11 protein-coding genes are annotated in these 20,196 nt (G+C 37.6%); all 11 read left to right on the plus strand.

Features of this window, described 5'->3' with window-relative positions; all coding sequences use genetic code 11:
* Position 1: 1 nt before the first annotated feature.
* The 11 genes from bshC to AP75_RS04950 all read left to right on the plus strand — a co-directional run bounded on the left by bshC (position 2) and on the right by AP75_RS04950 (position 20,194).
* Complete coding sequence (gene bshC, locus AP75_RS04900) at positions 2–1,588, plus strand: bacillithiol biosynthesis cysteine-adding enzyme BshC (protein ID WP_031504621.1); 1,587 nt, start codon at positions 2–4, stop codon at positions 1,586–1,588.
* 39 nt (positions 1,589–1,627) lie between these two features.
* Positions 1,628–3,541: a PBP1 and LysM peptidoglycan-binding domain-containing protein gene (locus tag AP75_RS04905; protein ID WP_088263734.1), complete on the plus strand. Its 1,914-nt coding sequence runs from the start codon at positions 1,628–1,630 to the stop codon at positions 3,539–3,541.
* A gap of 94 nt (positions 3,542–3,635) precedes the next feature.
* The gene (gene fabD / locus AP75_RS04910; protein WP_031502178.1) at positions 3,636–4,511 is read left to right on the plus strand and encodes an ACP S-malonyltransferase; all 876 of its coding nucleotides are present in this window, start codon (positions 3,636–3,638) and stop codon (positions 4,509–4,511) included.
* 10 nt (positions 4,512–4,521) lie between these two features.
* Positions 4,522–5,427, plus strand: coding sequence for a GYDIA family GHMP kinase (locus tag AP75_RS04915; protein ID WP_031502177.1), 906 nt, complete (start codon positions 4,522–4,524; stop codon positions 5,425–5,427).
* Between the two features lie 138 nt (positions 5,428–5,565).
* Complete coding sequence (gene pckA, locus AP75_RS04920; protein ID WP_088263735.1) at positions 5,566–7,170, plus strand: phosphoenolpyruvate carboxykinase (ATP); 1,605 nt, start codon at positions 5,566–5,568, stop codon at positions 7,168–7,170.
* A gap of 616 nt (positions 7,171–7,786) precedes the next feature.
* Positions 7,787–10,552, plus strand: coding sequence for a substrate-binding domain-containing protein (locus AP75_RS04925; protein WP_088263736.1), 2,766 nt, complete (start codon positions 7,787–7,789; stop codon positions 10,550–10,552).
* A gap of 482 nt (positions 10,553–11,034) precedes the next feature.
* Positions 11,035–12,345 (plus strand): sugar porter family MFS transporter, encoded by a 1,311-nt coding sequence (locus tag AP75_RS04930; RefSeq protein WP_031504264.1) that lies wholly within the window; start codon positions 11,035–11,037, stop codon positions 12,343–12,345.
* A 53-nt stretch (positions 12,346–12,398) separates the two neighbouring features.
* Positions 12,399–13,955 carry a glycoside hydrolase family 32 protein gene (locus tag AP75_RS04935; RefSeq protein ID WP_031504266.1) on the plus strand — a complete coding sequence of 519 codons (1,557 nt, stop codon included), beginning with the start codon at positions 12,399–12,401 and terminating at the stop codon, positions 13,953–13,955.
* Between the two features lie 13 nt (positions 13,956–13,968).
* Positions 13,969–17,070, plus strand: a complete 3,102-nt coding sequence (locus AP75_RS04940) for a SusC/RagA family TonB-linked outer membrane protein (RefSeq protein WP_031504269.1) — start codon at positions 13,969–13,971, stop codon at positions 17,068–17,070.
* A gap of 19 nt (positions 17,071–17,089) precedes the next feature.
* Positions 17,090–18,787, plus strand: coding sequence for a RagB/SusD family nutrient uptake outer membrane protein (locus AP75_RS04945; protein WP_088263737.1), 1,698 nt, complete (start codon positions 17,090–17,092; stop codon positions 18,785–18,787).
* A gap of 12 nt (positions 18,788–18,799) precedes the next feature.
* Positions 18,800–20,194 carry a DUF4960 domain-containing protein gene (locus AP75_RS04950; RefSeq protein WP_088263738.1) on the plus strand — a complete coding sequence of 465 codons (1,395 nt, stop codon included), beginning with the start codon at positions 18,800–18,802 and terminating at the stop codon, positions 20,192–20,194.
* The last annotated feature ends 2 nt before the right edge of the window (positions 20,195–20,196 follow it).

Consider the following 20,196-nt stretch of genomic DNA (forward strand, 5'->3'; position numbering starts at 1 on the left):
TTTGAAAAAAATTAAAAATATCCCGTTTATAGAAATTGAAAGCATTCCACAGCTGATCAAGGATTTTCTCACGCAGAAGATCGAAGGTTTCGAGGAAGATACTTTCAACCTAAAAAATATTGAAAAGCAGTTTCTGCTCAAAAAAGGCAGTTTTTCACAAGAGTCAAGGGCTGTACTTTCAAAAGTTTTGGATGAGCAACACGCTTCTTCTAACCTTTCTGAAAAACAAAAACTTCATTTGTCTTATTTAAAGGACGAGAATTCGTTTACGGTGACAACGGGGCATCAGCTGAACTTATTTTCCGGACCTGTTTTTTTTATCTATAAAATATTGCAAACCATAAAAATGGCCGATTTTCTTAATGAAAAATTCCCGGATCATAAGGCCGTTCCTGTATTTTGGATGGCAACGGAAGATCATGACTTTGAGGAAATCAATCATTTCAAAACGGAGAATCATTATTATGAAATCAAGGCAAAAGCTGGTGGATCAGTAGGAAGGATTTTAGTGGAAGACGATTTTTTCATTTCACAATTCGAAGAAGAATTTAAGGATTCGGTCTTCGGCACTGAACTTATTTTGTTGATGAAAAAGGCTTACCGAAAAGGAAATACCCTTTCTCAAGCAACGAGAATTTTGGTTCAGGAGCTTTTTGCAGAGTATGGTTTAATCATCATTGACGGAGATCATCCGGAATTGAAAAAAGAAATGACCGACGTTTTCCGAAACGAACTTTTGCATCAAAATCTTTTTGAAACAACCCAAAATACCGTTTCTTTTCTTAGCGAAAAGTACGGAAAAGTACAGGTGAATCCGCGGGAAATTAATTTATTTTATCTCTCGGAAACCCGCAACAGAATTGAATTCCGTGATGAAAAATACCATGTTGTAGATACTGAAATTTCGTTTACTAAAGAAGAAATCATTGCTGAATTGGAGCATTATCCTGAGAAATTCAGTCCCAATGCGTTGATGCGGCCGGTTTATCAAGAAACTATTTTGCCGAATTTGGTATATGTCGGCGGAAATGCCGAAATTATGTATTGGCTGGAGCTGAAAGCGTATTTCGAATCGCTTCAGTTGCCTTTTCCGGTTTTGGTTCCGAGAAATTCTTTGCTTTTTACAGATGAAAAAACTTTGAAAAAAGCGGAGAAATTAGGACTTTCCTTAGATGATTTTTTTAGGGATTTTGCGGCGGTTACCAAAAAAAATCTTCTGGAAAAAAACGAAATTCTTTCTCTTCTCAATCAAAGTGAAACAACATTAAACCAGCAGTTTCAGGCCATTTCCGATCAAGCGGAAACAACAGATAAAAGTTTCGGTTCTTTGGTAGATGCCGAAAGAACGCGTCAGTTGAAATCTTTTGAAAGAATGAGAAAAAGATTGCTTCGTGCGGAAAAAATAAAACAACAGGAAAAACTAGAACGACTTGAAAAATTATTTTTGAAGATCCATCCCGGGAAAATATGGCAGGAAAGAGTTTTTAACTTCTCAGTTTTCTATGCTGACTATGGTAGAGAATGGCTTCAAAATTGTTACCAAGAAATGAACGTGGAAAAGTCGGAATTAATTATTGTTTCCATTTAATTTTAAAGCAGTATTTTTGTAAATATTTATCTTAATATGATGTTCAAAAAATCATTCATTATTTCAAGTTTAATCGCTTTTTCTGGTTTATCTGCCCAGACGCATACAGTTGTAAAAGGAGATACTCCTTACAATATTTCTAAAAAATATGGATTGAGTTTGGATGAACTTTACCAAAAAAACCCAAAGGTGAAAGATGGCAAACTCGCATTAGGAGAAGTTTTGGTAGTGGGTAAAACCGGCGCACAAACCAAAGCAGTACCGGCGAAAGCTACTGCGACTGCCCAATTGGGAAAAATAGTGTTGCAACCAAAGCAAACCATCTATGGAATCACCAAGCAATATCAAGTTAGCGAGGCAGAGCTTAGAAGATTAAATCCTGAGTTGGACAGTCACATGAAAATTGGGGATGAAGTAGTGTTGCCGTTGGAGAATATCAACAAATTCGGGGCCGGCCAAGCTGTTGCTGTAAAACCGGAAGAAGTCAATACAGTTCCTGTAGTAGAAGAGGTGAAAAAAGAGGAAAAAGCGACCAGCGATGATCTTTACACTATTGAAGAAAAAGACAATTATTATAAACTGACCCGAAAGTTTAACCTAACCCAAAAGGAACTTTTCGCCCTCAATCCGGGATTAGAAGATAAAGGTTTGCGTCCGGGAGAAGTTATTAAAATAAAAGGAAACGCACTTTCTTCAACGGTTTCTGAAAAAGCTGTTGAGGAGAAAGTGGAAGAAAATAAACCTGCAAGCACTTACACAAGTACTTCTACAGCAGATGATTACGTGACGTACACCGTTCAGTCAGGTGATACCGTTTTCGGGATTTTAAATAAATTCGGGGTTTCTTTGGATCAATTGCTTACTTTAAATCCAAGTTTATCGCAAGGTTTAAAAACCGGAATGGTTTTAAAAATCAAAAAATTAGACGAAGGATATGTAAAGAAATCAGGGGATGCATTGAACGTAGTGTTGATGTTGCCTTTCGGTTTTGATACCGGTGATTCTAAGTACAGAACCCTTTCCCTCGATTTCCTTTCTGGAGCAAAACTCGCTATTGAAAGAAACGTACAAAAAGGACAAAAGCTGGACATTAAGGTGATTGACGCAGGAAACGAACAAAGTTTCAAAAATTCGTTGACACAAATCAATGCTGATAATACCGATTTAATTATCGGGCCGTTTTTCAAATCCAGTGTTTTGCAGGTTTTGGATTACGTGAAATCAACGAAAATTCCCGTGGTTGCTCCTTTCGCTAATTCTGAAGATTTATATAAATTCAATAATCTTATCCTTATCGAAACCAATGAGATGGTATATGCAGATCGCATCGTGAAGGAAACTAAGGACGTATATTCTGATCAGAAAATCTACATTCTCGCGGATGAAGATCAAACCAAAGCAAAATATCTGAAAACAAATCTTGAAAAAGAATTGAAAAACCCGAATGTCATTATCGTCAATTCAGCTGCGGATATTCAAGTAGATAAAAACATGATGACTGGACAATCTGCTCCCGTGATTGCTATTTTGGCGAATGACAAGGATGCTGTAGCCGACGCTTTTGCTAATAGAATGATCGCTTTGGCTGAAGAAACCAACGGTATCAAGGCTTTTAGTATGTATTATTCACCGATTTTTGAGAAAAAAGAGGATGCGCTAAGCCAAGTAAACTTAGTATATCTAATGGATCGAAAAATCAATACTGAAGGCGATTACGAAAAAGAAATTTTGGCTGCGTACAAAGAAAAATATTGCAAAACACCTTCTAAATATGCAGTGATCGGTTTTGATGTGGTTAATGATATGTTGAGCCGCGAGAATAAAAAAGGCGAAATTTTCAAACAAATGAACAAGGTGCAAACCCAACTTGCTACGAAATTCGAGTTTGAGAAATCCAAATCCGGTGCGTACGTCAACAAAGGATACCGCGTCGTTCGTTTAGTTTCTAATTAAGATAAATCCCGAAAGGAGAATAAATAAATTTAATAATAAGGAGTTAATCTTTCGAATGATTAACCGCAACAATTTTTTTTGCTAATAAATCTATATGAAAGCGCTTGTATTTCCTGGGCAGGGTTCACAGTTTGTCGGGATGGGGAAAGAATTATACGATTCCCGTAAAGACATCAAAGACCTGATGGAATCTGCCAATGATATTTTAGGTTTCGACATCGTTTCCACCATGTTTAAAGGAACGGATGAAGATCTGAAAAAAACTGAGGTTACCCAACCTTCTATTTTTATCCATTCAGTTGCCGTATTGAAAATCGTCAACGGACAAGGCGCACAAATGGTTGCAGGACATTCTCTTGGTGAATTTTCTGCTTTGGTTGCCAATGGAGTTTTGTCTTTTGAAGATGGTTTAAGATTGGTTGCTGCGCGTGCAAATGCGATGCAGGAAGCATGTGACGCACACCCAAGTTCTATGGCTGCTATTTTAGGCCTTCCAGACGAAAAAGTAGAAGAAATTTGCCAATCCATCAATGGAATTGTGGTTCCTGCAAATTATAACTGTCCGGGACAATTGGTAATTTCCGGAGAAACTGCAGCAGTTGAAGAAGCTTGCGTAAAATTGAAAGAAGCGGGTGCGAAACGCGCTTTGATGCTACCAGTAAACGGAGCGTTCCATTCCCCATTGATGCAGCCAGCCCAAGAAAAACTGGCCGCGGCGATTGAAAAAACCAAATTCCGAAATCCTACCATTCCGGTTTATCAAAATATTACCACAACTGCCGTATCGGATCCGGAGGAAATTAAACAAAATTTGATCAAACAACTTACAGGGCCTGTAAAATGGACCCAGTCTGTTCAAAATATGATCAAAGACGGAGCTACCACTTTCATCGAAGTAGGTCCTGGAAAAACTTTGCAAGGTTTGATTAAGAAAATCAACAGCGAAGTAGGCGCTTCAACCGCAATTTAATTAAAAAAGAATGGGTCAACTATTTTCACCAGGAAAATTATTGCTCACTTCCGAATATACCGTTTTAGACGGAGCTTTAGCTCTTGCCGTACCTACAAAATGGGGGCAAGAGTTTTTTTTTGAATCCAGTGATGATGTAAAATCTGAAGTGGTTTGGGAAGCTTATCACCAAGATCAATTGTGGCTTTATGCCAAGATCAATTATCAAACCTGGGAAATTCTCGATAGCAATTTGGAGCAACCGGCAACATTCGTGGTAAAAGTTCTTCAGAACGTTCAGCGCCTTTCTGCGAAGGTTTTTCAAGGAGATGAATCGTATTTTTTGAAAACCAATCTTCAATTTCCTGCAGATTATGGTTTAGGAAGCAGCTCAACTTTGATGAATAATCTTGCCGAATGGGCAGAAATCGATGCTTATACACTCAACGAACTGAGTTTGGGAGGAAGCGGTTACGATATCGCTGTTGCCAAAGAAAAATCTGCGCTTCTTTATCAAATTACCGGTCAACAGCGTCTTGTACGAACTATTCACTTTTCCCCTTCTTTCAAAGATGATCTCATATTTATTCATCTCAATCATAAGCAAGACAGCCGAAAAGGTATTCAACATTATCGTTCGAAGCAAAAATCGCAACAACTTATTGATGAATTTTCTGAGCTGACAAAGGCCGTAATTAAAGCACAAGATTTAGAAAATTTTTCACAATTGATGACCTTGCACGAAGAAAAACTTTCAGATTTTCTCGGAATTCAAACGGTGAAAGAAAAATATTTCGAAAACTGTCCTGTTTTTGTCAAAAGTTTGGGCGCATGGGGTGGCGATTTCGTGATGAGTACTAAATTTTCGTGTTTTGAGGACTATTTTTCGGGAAAAGGTTTTAACAGTATTTTTTCTTGGTCAGATTTAATTTTTTGATAATCAGTATTTTACAACTTTTTATTTTTCTTGCGAATTCTGATGAATATCACTATTTTTAAAACATCATTAATGATCATTAATGATTAAATTTGTTTTTCAATGAAAAAATCAGAAAATCAGAAATAAAAAGTCGTTATGAAGAATATTAAAATTATTCAACAATTAGATGGTTTAGGAATTACAGGTTACCAAGAAGTAGTGTATAATCCTACTTACGAGCAGCTATTCAAAGCCGAAATGTCCACCAAAAATAAAGGCTACGAAAAAGGAGCTTTAACAGAATCAGGAGCAGTAGCGGTAAAAACAGGTATTTTCACCGGTAGATCTCCAAAGGATCGGTATATCGTAAAGGATGAGGTGACCAAAGACACCATTTATTGGGACGGTAAAGTTAATCAACCTACGACTCCTGAAATCTTCGAAAGCTGCAAAGAATTGGTTTTGAAACAGCTTTCTACTTCCAAGAAAATATATGTGGTAGATGCTTTCTGCGGAACCAACCCAGATACTAGGCTGAAAGTTCGTTTCGTGATGGAAGTTGCTTGGCAAGCTCATTTCGTTACCAATATGTTTATTCGTCCTTCAAATTATGAATTAGAAAACTTCGGTGAACCAGATTTCATCGTGATGAACGGATCAAAAACCACTAATCCAAACTGGAAAGAGCAAGGTCTAAACTCGGAGAACTTCGTGATGTTTAACCTAACCCAAAAAATCCAAATCATTGGAGGAACTTGGTACGGTGGAGAAATGAAAAAAGGAATGTTTGCGATGATGAACTATTACCTTCCATTGAGAGGTATGGCATCCATGCACTGTTCTGCAAACGTAGGTGAAGAAGGTGATGTTGCTTTGTTTTTCGGACTTTCCGGAACCGGTAAAACTACGCTCTCTGCTGATCCAAAAAGATATTTGATAGGTGATGATGAGCACGGTTGGGACAATAATGGTGTTTTCAACTTCGAAGGCGGTTGTTATGCTAAAGTAATCGATCTAACTGAAGAGAAAGAACCGGACATTTTTAAAGCAATCCGTCGTGATTCCCTTTTAGAAAACGTTGTAGTGAACGAATATGGAGAACCCGATTATACCGATAATTCCATTACCGAAAATACCCGAGTTTCTTATCCGATTTATCATATTAATAAAATCGTGTTACCTTCGAAAGCTGGTCACGCGAAAAAAATCGTTTATTTATCGGCGGATGCATTTGGAGTTCTGCCTCCTGTTTCTATTCTTGACGAAGATCAGGCGCAGTACCACTTCCTTTGCGGTTATACCTCTAAATTGGCAGGAACCGAAAGAGGAATCACTGAACCAGAACCATCATTCTCTCCTGCATTTGGGGAAGCATTTTTAACATTGCACCCAACCATGTATTCCAAAACATTAATCGGGAAGATGAAAGAGCACGGTGCGAAAGCATATCTAGTTAATACCGGATGGAACGGTACCGGAAAAAGAATTTCATTGAAAGATACCCGTGCGATTATCGATGCAATTATTGATGGATCAATCGATCAAGCAGAAAGAACGACGGTTCCGATTATGAACCTTGAAATTCCGAAATCTTTAGCCAATGTAACGGAAGGAATCCTTGATCCAAGAGATACTTACGATAATGTTTCAGATTGGGAAACAAAAGCAAAAGATCTGGCCGGACGTTATATTAAAAACTTCGAACAATACTGCAATACAGAAGAAGGGAACAGGTTGGTTGCTGCAGGCCCACAACTTTAATTTTTAATTGTTTTGTACAAAGATTCCCCTAGTTATCGTAGCTAGGGGAATTTTTTGATGATTTTTATTCAGCTAAAAGAGCGGTAAAAATAAACATAGTAAAGTCCATAAAAAACGTGCCTATTTTTACAGAGTTTCATGCCTATGAAACTGCAGTATCAGTCTGAAGAAACTTGTGTTTCATGCCTATGAAACTGAACCTAAAATTTAAGGAAGAATGAAAGCAATAAGAACAAGAAAAATTTTGTAAAGAGATGGTAAGAAATCTTGTCCTTTACCACTCAAAAATACTGCTTTATTGGAATAATGATACTAATATAGGAATTATTTTTGGGATGGCAAAATGTTTTTTGAAATAATAGAGCAATAATTAAAACTAATTCATTTATATGTTGTTCGGTGAAAGTTCAATAAGGAATTTATGATTCTACCATCAGATTCTACTTCCCCGTAAAATTACCTTATTTACTAAACGTTGATACCTCCAACAATTAATAAAACCAAATGTTATCACCATTAAATAGTTTTTGTTTATAACATTCCTCAGAAATATTCTTATAAAATAGTATTACCAAAAATTGTGTGTGTAAAACATCTTTATTAATATTGCGTTAGTATGTCGAAAAAAAAAGATTTCAATAAGTTAGGGTTGGGAAAAATTTTCCGAGTGATATTTCTTTTGCTTTTTCTGATGACGGCGTGTAAAGAGGAGGGTAGAAACAATTCGGATAAGATTGTAATCGGTTTTTCACAAGGGTTGGGCAACCATCCATGGCGGGAAGCTATGAACCATTCTATGGAAATTCAAGCCTCTCTACACTCTAATGTAAGTTTAAAGATATCCAAAGCTGAAAATTCTGTAAAAAAACAGATTGCGGATATTCAGAAAATGATAAATGATAATGTGGATGCCATTATTATTTCTCCAATCGAACCTGATTCGATTGTTCCCATTGTTAAAAAAGCCCACGCTAGAAAAATACCGGTAATTCTAGTGGATAGAAAAATAAATTCTTCAAGTTACACTACCTATATTGGCGCTGACAATGAGGAAATTGGAAAAGAAGCAGCCAATTATATTCTTTCTGATTCGAAAATCGAAAAAAAGGTTATTGAAATCAAAGGTGATGATAACTCCTCTCCAACGGTAGAAAGAAGTAGAGGCTTTCAAAATACTATTAGAAATAATCCCAATACTCATCTTATAAAATCTTTCAAAGGACTTCCTGTAGACTCATTCAGAAAAACGCTGGATTCCTTAGGGAATCAAAGTTTATATGTTTTTGCTTTTAATGATGAACTTGCAGCTATTGCATGGCAGGTTGCTCGGAGTGCAGGCTTAGAAAATCAGATTAAGTTTATTGGTGTCGATGGGCTCAATACTAAGGACGGAGGCATACAGATGGTTTTGGATGGAAAATTCAACGTAACTATTTTATATCCGACTGGAGGACCAGAAGCTATTGAAACCGCAATAAAAATCTTTGATGGACAAATACCTCCCAAAAGAATCAAACTTAACTCGACCGTAATTGACAGGTTCAATGCAGAGATTATGCGTAATCAGTTTGACAAGATTATTGAACAACAAGGGGTGATCGAAAACCAAGTGAATGCTGTAAAAAAACAGACACAACTATATTCTTCGCAAAAAGAATTGTTTCGGTGGTCGGTAATTTTGTTGACTTTGATGTTTTGTCTTATCGCTTATGCAATCTATCTAATCCACGCCATTAAAATTAAAAATAAGCAACTTATTTTAACCAATGAGAGGGTTACCATACAACGTAATCAGATTGAAAAAATTGCAGATGAACTGAAGGAAAGCAACGATGCAAGAGTGAACTTCTTCACCGGGATGTCCCACGAATTCAAAACACCTTTAACGCTGATTTTGAGCTCTTTGGAATCTTTAAAAGAAAACATTATCCAAAAAGGATCCAAACCATCCTACGAAATAGAACTCATCAGTAAAAATTCTAATAGATTGCTTCGTTTGATCGATAATCTTTTGGATTTTAGAAAAATAGAAAACAAAACTTTTAATCTTCGGGTTTCAAAAACCAATGTTTATGATTTTACCTTTGGTATTTTTAGGGATTTTGAGAATGAAGCCAAAAAACGAAATATCAAGTTTGAAATTCACGCTTCCAATAAAAAAATAGAGCTCTATATCGATCGCAATTTGATGGATAAGGTTTATTTCAACCTTTTATCCAACGCCTTTAAATTTACGCCAGACAACGGAAAAATTGAAATATCCATTCAGGAGAAGGGAAATCAGGTGGTCATTATCTTTAAAGATAACGGCATAGGAATTCCGGAAAAAGAAATTGGCAGTGTATTCGAGCCCTATTTTAAAGGATCGAATAACCGAAAAAACAGTTCGGGAATCGGGTTGCACCTTAGTCGTCAGTTTATTGATTTACATCTCGGAAAAATCGAAGTTCACTCTTTTCAGGGAACTGAGTTTGTTATAAGTCTTTTCAAAGGAAATAAGCATTTCAATGAAGACCAAATGATAAAAGAAGCCAGCGTTATAAATGCCGAATTACTTGCGAAAGATTCTGGTTTTACGGGATTGGAAGAAGAGGTCTTTGAGTCAGTGCAGGATAATGGAGAGCGTTATTCATTGCTATTAATAGAAGATAATACTGATTTGTCATTTTTCTTGGGTAATAAACTGAAAACAGAATTTGATGTCAGTACATCCGACGGAACAGATGCTGTTGAAAAAGCCGTCGGAGAAATTCCAGATATTATTGTATGCGATGTGAATCTCCCGGATAAAAATGGATTTGAAATCTGCGAAATTCTTAAAAACGATTTAAGGACATCGCATATTCCGATTATTTTACTCACCGCACTTGATAATAAAGAATCTTATCTTCAGGGTCTGAAATCAGGAGTTGATCTTTATCTTACCAAACCTTTCAGCTATCCAATTTTAGTACAATCTCTTCGAGGTATGCTCTACAACCGTGAAAAATTGCGCTATTATTATACTCATCATATTGGAAATATTATCGACAGGAAGTCTTTTGGAAGTATCGAACAGAATTTTGTTAATAAATTAAATCAAATCATAAAAGACAACATTGATAATGCTGATTTTTCAGTAGAAGACCTAGCAGATTATCTCAATATATCCAGAATCCAGCTCTACAGAAAGATCAAGGCGATTTTTGATGTGAATGTAAGTGATTATATTAACAATATCCGTTTGGAACAGGCTAGATCGATGTTGCAAAATTCTGAACTTACGATTTCGGAAGTAGCCTATAAGAACGGCTTCTCATCACCAAATTATTTTTCAACTGTATTTAAGAATAAGTTTGGATTGTCGCCGAATGCTTTCAGGAAAAGTATGGGTAAGGAGTAGTTTACTAACTACTTTAAAGCCGATTTTATACTTTTAAAAAAATCGAAAACAGATATTCTTCTTTCTTAACTATCATCATTTCTTCGATGGTAATTAACTTTAACTATATCATCATTTACGAAATCTCCGATGTAATCTTTCTTGATTTTGAATTGTTTCTTACAAGTTTAAAAAAAATGTATACTTCTAATACATTCAAATTAAGCAGCTGTATATCAATTCAGGGATAAGTTGTTAGAATATTATTCTTAAATCTACCTAATTGCACCCGAAAACCTGTAACAATTTTATATGATGATGTTACATTTTCGAAATACAATCAAAATTTTCATTAACGATTGTTTATTTAAGTATTTGATTTTAAGGTAATTGAATTTATTTAATAAATAATTAACGGTCTCTTAATCTTTTGTTACATAATTAGATACCTGAATTGCCATCTAAGAATATATTAGCCACAAACAAATACATATTTTTAACAGATGAGCAAAATAATGATGTGGGCTATTACTGCAGCTTTGGCCGGATTTCTATTCGGATTCGATGTTGTGGTAATTTCCGGAGCCGACAAAAAACTACAGTTGTTATGGAATAGTTCGGATGCCTTCCACGGAGCAGTAGTGATGGGAATGGCATTGTGGGGAACCGTAATTGGGGCCATCTTCGGTGGCATACCTACCAACAAATGGGGTAGGAAAAAAACACTCCTTGCAATAGGGATTCTATATACACTTTCCGCAATCGGTTCGGCACTTTCAAATGATCCTTATTTTTTTGCATTTTTCAGGTTTATGGGAGGTCTGGGTGTAGGTGCTTCTACGATTGCTGCACCAGCGTACATTTCAGAGATCGCACCTGCAAAAGACAGAGGAAGGCTTGTTTCATTATATCAATTTAATATAGTTCTGGGAATTTTGGTCGCATTTTTTTCTAATTATTTATTAAGCGGAATTGGCGATAATGACTGGCGTTGGATGTTGGGAGTACAAGCAATTCCGGCGATAATCTACACGCTTTTTGTCATCACCATTCCGGAAAGTCCAAGGTGGTTGATTTCACAATCCAGAGTGGAAGAAGCCAAAAAAGTAATGAAGATTATAAGCCCGGATCAGGATTCAGAATTGCTGGCCACACAAATGGAGGAAGATTATGCAGACGCACCAAAGGAAAATATTTTTATGAAAAAATATCGCTTTCCTTTAACGCTGGCGTTTCTTGTGGCGTTCTTTAATCAAATGTCGGGAATTAATGCCTTTTTGTATTATGCACCGAGGATTTTTGGTGAAGCAGGTCTAGGTGAGAAAACGGCACTTCTCAGTAGTATCGGAATAGGTGTTGTAAATATGGTATTTACTCTGGTTGGCGTGAATCTGATTGACAAAGTAGGGAGAAAAAAACTAATGTTTATTGGATCCATAGGATATATTATTTCTCTGGGATTAGTGTCTATGGCATTTTACTTTCATTGGACCGGTTTGGCGATTCCAATCTTCCTTTTCCTGTTCATTGCATCTCACGCAATTGGTCAGGGAACTATAATTTGGGTGTTTATATCGGAGATTTTCCCGAATCATCTCCGCGCATCAGGACAGTCTTTTGGTAGCTCTACGCACTGGGTACTCGCTGCAATTATCCCTTCGCTTATCCCAACCCTATTTTCTACCATTGGGCCAGGAACAGTGTTCCTTGTGTTTACTATCGCTATGGTTTTCCAGTTGCTTTTCGTCATTTTCATGATGCCAGAAACAAAAGGTACTACCCTTGAAAAATTAAGTAAATCATTATCAAAATAGTCGGACGTTACATATGGTCTAATAGTCCAGAAAACAACAACAAAATAATTTCAATGAAAAAATATATTTCAACACTCGTCGTAGCGCTGATTTGCAATTCGGCAATCTATGCTCAGTCGATAGCTCAACCTTCTGAGGAGCAACTTTACCGACCGAACTTCCATTTCACTCCGAAAACCGGTTGGATGAATGATCCGAATGGACTTTATTACAAAGATGGTGTTTACCACCTGTTTTTCCAGTATTATCCGCACGGAAACAAATGGGGACCGATGCATTGGGGACATGCTACAAGCAAAGATCTCATCAAATGGGATGAGCAACCTATTGCCCTCTATCCTGATGAGTTAGGATACATTTTCTCCGGAAGTGCAGTGGTTGATGTGAATAATACCTCGGGTTTCGGAGATGCCAAAAATAAACCTGTTGTTGCAATTTTTACTTATCATAATATGGATAAGGAAAAAGCAAAGCAAATAGATGTGGAAACCCAAGGAATTGCTTATTCTTTAGACAACAGCAAAATATGGACAAAATATAGCGCAAACCCAGTTCTGAAAAACCCAGGAATCCGAGATTTTCGTGATCCGAAAGTATTTAGAGATCAAAAAAGACAACAATGGATCATGGTTTTGGCTGCACAGGATAGAGTTCATATCTACCAATCGAAAGACCTTAAAGAATGGAAATTTCAATCCGAATTCGGAAAAGATTTGGGCGGTCACGGTGGCGTTTGGGAATGCCCCGATTTGTTTCCGCTAAAAGTAGAAGGTTCGAAGGAAGAAAAATGGGTGATGATTGTCAATATCAATCCGGGAGGTCCCAATAAAGGTTCTGCAGGACAATATTTCGTCGGAGATTTCGACGGGAAGACCTTCACTGTAGATGAACATTTTAGCCAACAAATTAAAAGAGAAAAGGCTGCTTGGTTAGATTGGGGCAAAGACAACTATGCAAGTATTTCTTTTGATAATGTTCCAAAGGAAAAACGGGTTATTATCGGTTGGATGAGCAACTGGGACTATGCGCAGGAAGTTCCTACACAAGCGTGGAGAAGCAGTATGACTGTGGCGAGAGAAGTTTCACTCAAAAAAACAAAAGATGGATACATTCTCAAAAATATTCCTGTTGCCCAACTGAAAAAATATCAAGGAATATCTACCAGAAAAACAATTAAGGTAAAAGCGCAAAATCAACTGATTGCAAAATCTCAACTAGATCTTACTAAGGCAGTTGTAGATTTAGATTTGAAAAAAATGACTTCCGGAAAATATACTTTCGCGCTGAAAAATGATTTGGGAGAAGAACTGATATTCGGGATTGATAATAAAACGAAAGAACTATTTATCGACCGTTCCAAATCAGGCAAAATAAGTTTTGGCAACAATTACGCAACCGCCGTTACCAAAGCACCTCTGCACAAGGTTTATTCTAATGTGAAGATGAAATTGGTCATCGATAAAACTTCCATCGAAATCTTCTTTAATGATGGAGAAAAAGTACTGACCGAAATTTTCTTTCCTAGCGAACATTTCTCGGAACTTTACTTATCAACGGATACGAAAGGAAGTACCTTGAACATCCGTGGTCATCAGCTTAATATTAAATAAAAAACTCTATTTTATGAAAAGATATAAAATTGCAGTAGCCTTTTGTCTTCTTCCGTTTTCCTATATTTTCGCTCAGGAAACCATCAAAGGAAAGGTACTGTCTCCCGACCAAAAGCCGTTAAGCGGCGTTACTGTTACCGTTTCAGAAACCGGTGCTAGCACGACCACGGATCAAGATGGTACGTTTCAAATGAATGATTTAAACAAAGGAAATACACTTATTTTCAATTATCCTGATTATTCTACGCAGGAAATTATTGTCGATGAAAAAACAGTTCTCAACATTATTTTGGCTGGTGAAAAAGTGAAGAATATTGATGAGATTGTAATGACCGGTTACACGAAGCAGAAAAAAGCCGATATCACAGGTGCGGTGTCTATCGTTGAGATGAAAGAACTTAACAAACAAGGAGAACCAAATCCCGTAAAATCTTTACAAGGTAGAGTTGCGGGGGTGAATATTTCAACTGATGGTTCGCCTTCTGGAGGGAATACCAAAGTTTTGATTCGTGGGGTGGGAACGCTTAATAATACCGACCCACTTTATGTCATAGACGGTGTGCCTACAAAAGCTGGCATGCATGAATTAAACCCAAGCGATATTGAATCTATGCAAGTGCTAAAAGATGCATCCTCGGCAAGTATATATGGGTCCAGAGCGGCAAACGGTGTAATTATCATTACCACTAAGAAAGGGAAAAAAGGCAGAATGAGAATCGACCTGAATTATTATACAGCCTATTCGCAATATGCTAAGAAAACTGAAGTTCTCAACGCAAAACAATTTGGGCAAGTACTTTGGCAAGCCAATATTAATGATGGTTTGAATCCGAATGCTAATAATCTTAGTTATAACTTCGATTGGGGCGTTGAGAATGGTGTTCCGACTTTGTACAACATCTACGTGCCGGAATATTTAGATGCAGCGAAAACCATTAAGTCTGCCGATACCAATTGGTATGACGAAGTGTCTCAAACTGGCGTGGCTAATTCACTAGATGTTTCTGCATCAAGTGCTTCAGATAAAGGATCTTATTTCTTTTCAATGGGTTATTATGACAATGAGGGAATTGTGAAACTGACCAATTTCAAAAGATTATCTGCCCGTGTAAATACCTCTTACAATTTTTTCGATGGTAAATTAAAAATAGGGGAAAATTTTACGTACAATAAAACTAACGAATTGATGGATCCTGGTGTTCTTGATCCGGCATTGAGGGCACTGCCGATTATACCGGTTCATACAGTGGACGGAATCGGGTGGGGTGGTCCGGTTGGAGGAATGAATGATCGGCAGAATCCTGTTCGGCTTTTGGAATATAATAAAGATAATGGATACGAATACGAACGGTTTTTCGGAAATATTTTTGCTGAATTACAGCTTGTAAAAAACCTTACTTTAAAATCAAGTTTTGGTATTGATTTTTCCAATTATTACAAAAGAATTCTTCAAAGAAGTTATGTTTCAGGGTATTTGCAGAATAATAAGAATGCTGTAAATATTGATCAGTCCGATACTGAAAAATGGACATGGACCAATACTGCTCATTATACCGCCAAAGCAGGAAATCACCATTTCGATTTGCTGGGAGGAATGGAAATGTATCAAGATACGTACAACAATACTTGGCTGAGAAAAGAAGGTTTCCTGATTGAAGATCCAGATTATATGTATCCAGATGCCGGAACCGGCGATGCCTTCAACGGCGGTAGTTCAACCTATTATAGTTTGTTATCGTACTTCGGAAAACTCTCGTATGATTATGACAATCGTTATCTGTTTTCTGCAACGCTTCGTTATGATGGCTCTTCAAGATTCGGTAAAAACAACCGTTTCGGAACATTCCCAGCTTTTTCACTAGGTTGGAGAATTAACAAGGAAGATTTTGCAGAACAAGTGATTCCATTTTTCTCAGATTTAAGGTTAAGAGCAGGTTGGGGACAAACCGGAAACCAAGAAATCAGTAATTCTGCTGTTTACTCGCTTTACATCGCCAATTATGCAGGAGGTAATCCCACTTGGGCTACTTCATACGGAACGGCTTACGATATTTCAGGTGTAGGAAGTGGTCTGCTTCCATCCGGATTTATCGCTACTCAATCAAAAAATGATGATCTAAAATGGGAAACCACTACACAAACTAACCTAGGTTTGGATTTTGGGTTTTTTAATCAAAAATTGACAGGTAGTGTGGATGTTTATCAAAAGGATACAAAGGATATTCTTGTATTGCCTCCTTATCTAGGAGTCATCGGCGAAGGCGGAAACCGTTGGATCAATGGTGCTTCAATGGAGAACAAAGGAATAGAGGTAGCATTAGGCTATCAGAATAAAACAACAGGTGGTTTTGGATATGAAATTTCAGGAAATTTTTCGATGAACCGAAATAAAATAACGGAATTACCTAAATCAGTTGTCAATAATTATGGTGGAAACGGAACTACCGATAATATTCTGGGAAGACCGATCAATTCGATGTATGGCTATGTTGCCGACGGACTTTTCAGAACTCAGGCGGAAGTAGATAATTCTGCCGCACAGCCAGGTAAAGGTTTGGGAAGAATCCGTTATGCTGATTTAAACTCGGACGGAATTATCAATGACAAAGACAGAACATGGATCGGAAATCCTAACCCAGGCTTTATGTATGGTGTAAATCTCAATTTTTCCTACAAAAATTTTGATTTATCTGCTTTCTGGCAAGGTATCGGCGATGTGGATGTAATTAATTCAAAAAAATATCAAACCGATTTCTGGAGCGTGGATGATGTAGGTTCCAATAAAGGAACAAGACTTTTAAATGCGTGGTCTCCTCAGAATCCGAACTCTGATATTCCGTCACTAACTACAGTGGATAGCAATGCAGAATCAAGGTTTTCTACTTACTATATAGAAACCGGAAGTTATTTGAAATTGAGGGTTTTACAACTTGGTTACACCCTTCCTAAAGATATTCTTGAACAATACAAGATTTCCAATTTCAGAATCTATGTGAGTGGGCAGAATCTTTTGACCATAAAATCCAAAAGCTTTACAGGCGTCGATCCGGAAACCCCTGCTTATGGCTATCCGCTTCCTCTGACTTTCAATTTTGGAGTTAATTTATCCCTTTAAAATTTTAAATATTAAAACAATGAAAAAGAATATATTATTTACAATCGCCTTTGCTTTTTTACTTGGAACAACTTCCTGCAATGATTTTCTGGATAATGAGCCAAGAGGCGTACTTTCCGAAACCGATGTGGTAACACCCCAGAATGTGGATGGATTTGTGATAGCGGCTTATGCAGCACTTGGAAATGATCATTATGATACTCCTTTCAGTCTTTGGCCTTATGGAAATGTTCGTTCAGACGATGCATACAAAGGAGGCAGTGGGACAAATGATATCCAAACTTTCCACTTCTTTGAAATTTCTAATAATATTCGCCCAGATTTTGGTGAATTAGACGGTCTTTGGTATTTGAATTATGTAGGAATTGGTAGATGTAATAAAGCGATTGCTGCACTTAACCAACTTTCCGAAACTGCGTATCCGAATAAGCAGAAACGAATTGCCGAGATGAAATTCGTGAGAGGTCATTTTTATTTTATGTTGAAAACCCTCTTCAAGTATGTTCCTTATGTCGACGAAAATACACCAATAGAAGAGTATCCAAACATCTCAAACAGAGCTAAAACCGACCAACAATTGTGGGATGCCATCGCTTCTGATTTTGAATTTGCCGCAGCCAATTTGCCGGCAATACAGCCAGAAGTTGGAAGACCAAAGAAAAGTGCTGCATTTGCTTATTTGGCAAAAGTAAGATTGTACCAAGCGTATGAACAAGATGATAATTATACCGTTACACAAATTAATCCAGTAACACTTCAGAAATCGATTGATGCTGCTAATCAGGTAATTGGGAATTATACTTTGGAATCCGATTTCGGGTACAATTTCCTTCCGGGTACGTACGAAAATGGTCCGGAAGCTGTTTTCTCCATTCAATATTCCGACAATGACGGAACGCTTTTCGGAAGGCTGAACTACGGTGATGTACTTTCTTTGCCACAAGGTTTGGGATGTTGTGATTTCCATAAACCAAGTCAAAATCTGGTCAATGCTTTCAAAACGAACGCCCAAGGTTTGCCAATGTTTGATACTTACAATGATGCGGATTTAGATTATAAGCAACTCAACAATTATAAAGTGGATCCAAGGCTTTACCATACAGTTGCGATGCCGGGACTGCCATGGAAATATGAAGAAGACAAAATCTATCAGGAAAGCTGGGTCAGAAGTCCGGGAACCTATGGCTATTATGCTTCACTAAAAGAAAATGTTCCTGTAGGATGTGGCTGTACGGTCAATATAGATCCATTTTATGGCAATTCTAAAAACAGAATTATCATCCGTTATTCCGATGTTTTGCTGATGAAAGCAGAAGCGCTGATCGAATTGGGACAGGCAAGTCAAGCATTGCCATTAATCAACCAAGTAAGACAAAGAGCAGCAAACAGTACTGTTTTGACGGGAAGTTATACCTCAAACAATCTTATTAGCAAATATGAACCAGGCGTGAACTGTACTTGGAACCAAGATTTTGCAAGAAAAGCCCTAAGATGGGAGCGAAGAATGGAGTTTGCAATGGAAGGCAGCCGTTTCTTTGATCTTGTGAGATGGGGAGTTGCTGCCGGAACGATGAATACCTACTACTCCGGTGAAAAAACGAAAAGAACTTACTATTCTCAAGCAGGATTTGACCACGGAATTGAAGAATATTGCCCGATACCATTAGCTCAAATCAACTTTAGCCAAGGATTGTACAAACAAAATAATGGTTACTAAAATTTAAGATTTATGAAAACAATATTTAATAAATTTCAAACCGTCCTTCTATTGGCGATGCTTGCAATCGTTTGGTCTTGCGACAGACAAAACGAAGATGGCGGACTTATTACGAATGTTTCTGTAAACATTTCTTCCTTTCAAGTGAATGGAGTTGCAGGAGAAATTGATAATAAGGCAGACAAAATAACGGTAACACTACCTTACGGAACAAGTGTGAATGCATTATCACCTTCCATTGAAATTCCGCAGGGAGCAACGGTTTCTCCTGCTTCCGGTACAACGGTGGATTTTTCACAACCCGTTAAATTCAGAGCGAAGAATGGGAATATTTATAAAGATTACCAGGTGATTGTTCAGGCTCAGGCTCCAATTATCAGCTTTAAAATCAACGGATTGTCTGCAACTATTAATCATTCCAGCAAAACCATTTCACTCGTGATGCCGGAAGGAACCGATCTTACTGCATTGCAGCCTGTCATTGAAATGGCAAGCGGTGTTAGCATCAGTCCGGCATCAGGAACAACGATTAATTTCAGCGCTCCTGTTCAGTTTATAGTTTCCAATGCTAATCTTACCGAAATCTATACTGCTAAAGTGAATACTCCTGTTTCAGGACCTACAGTTGCTTTCCTGGGAACCGCGGCAACCAGAACAAGCCTTACAAATCCTGATGAAATAGCAGCTTCTGATTGGCTTTTCGGAAACTTCTCCGGAGCAGTCTATGTTTCCATGGCTGATGTGGCGAGTGGTGCTGCAAATTTAACTGGGATCGATGTTCTTTGGTGGCATTTTGATTCCGCTGTTGCACTTCCGGGTGAGGCGCTGACTGCCAATGTTACCTCAAAAATTAAAACTTATCTCGATGCAGGTGGAAATATACTATTAACAGGATTCGCATCGCAATATGTTGATGCATTGGGTATTGTTCCAGCTGGAAAAGGACCTAACAATGTATTTGGAGATTTCCTTCCTAATGGATTTGTAGATTCAGGAAGTGATTGGGGAATTTCCTTTAAAGGTCATGAAAATCATCCTGTTTTTGATGGACTTCAAACCTACGAATCAGGAAAAGCTAATCTTCTTCAGAAAGGAACTTTCAGACTCAATCATACTGCTTGGTGGTTTTTACCGGAATGGGGTGGCTATGTAGATGGCGCAGGTTGGAGAAATCAAACGGGAGGAACTAATCTGGCAAGTGAAGCTTGGGATGATAACCTGAACGGTAGAGTTACCATCGCGGAATTCCCAGGCGGAACAGCCAATAAAAAATGTGTCGTAATTTCAATGGGTGCTTATGATTGGTATAACGAAACAGTGAACGGTAATGCGAGCCAGCCTAATGGCTTTTTGGATAACATCAAAAAACTGACAGAGAACAGTCTCAATTACCTTGTAACCAACTAATA

The organism is Kaistella haifensis DSM 19056 (assembly GCF_000735695.2).
Lineage (GTDB): Bacteria > Bacteroidota > Bacteroidia > Flavobacteriales > Weeksellaceae > Kaistella > Kaistella haifensis.

Excerpts from the sequence above, each read along its gene's own strand:
- AP75_RS04905 (WP_088263734.1), top strand. The coding sequence starts at position 1,628 with ATGTTCAAAAAATCATTCATTATTTCAAGTTTAATCGCTTTTTCTGGT.
- fabD (WP_031502178.1), top strand. The coding sequence starts at position 3,636 with ATGAAAGCGCTTGTATTTCCTGGGCAGGGTTCACAGTTTGTCGGGATG.
- AP75_RS04915 (WP_031502177.1), top strand. The coding sequence starts at position 4,522 with ATGGGTCAACTATTTTCACCAGGAAAATTATTGCTCACTTCCGAATAT.
- pckA (WP_088263735.1), top strand. The coding sequence starts at position 5,566 with ATGAAGAATATTAAAATTATTCAACAATTAGATGGTTTAGGAATTACA.
- AP75_RS04925 (WP_088263736.1), top strand. The coding sequence starts at position 7,787 with ATGTCGAAAAAAAAAGATTTCAATAAGTTAGGGTTGGGAAAAATTTTC.
- AP75_RS04930 (WP_031504264.1), top strand. The coding sequence starts at position 11,035 with ATGAGCAAAATAATGATGTGGGCTATTACTGCAGCTTTGGCCGGATTT.
- AP75_RS04935 (WP_031504266.1), top strand. The coding sequence starts at position 12,399 with ATGAAAAAATATATTTCAACACTCGTCGTAGCGCTGATTTGCAATTCG.
- AP75_RS04940 (WP_031504269.1), top strand. The coding sequence starts at position 13,969 with ATGAAAAGATATAAAATTGCAGTAGCCTTTTGTCTTCTTCCGTTTTCC.
- AP75_RS04945 (WP_088263737.1), top strand. The coding sequence starts at position 17,090 with ATGAAAAAGAATATATTATTTACAATCGCCTTTGCTTTTTTACTTGGA.
- AP75_RS04950 (WP_088263738.1), top strand. The coding sequence starts at position 18,800 with ATGAAAACAATATTTAATAAATTTCAAACCGTCCTTCTATTGGCGATG.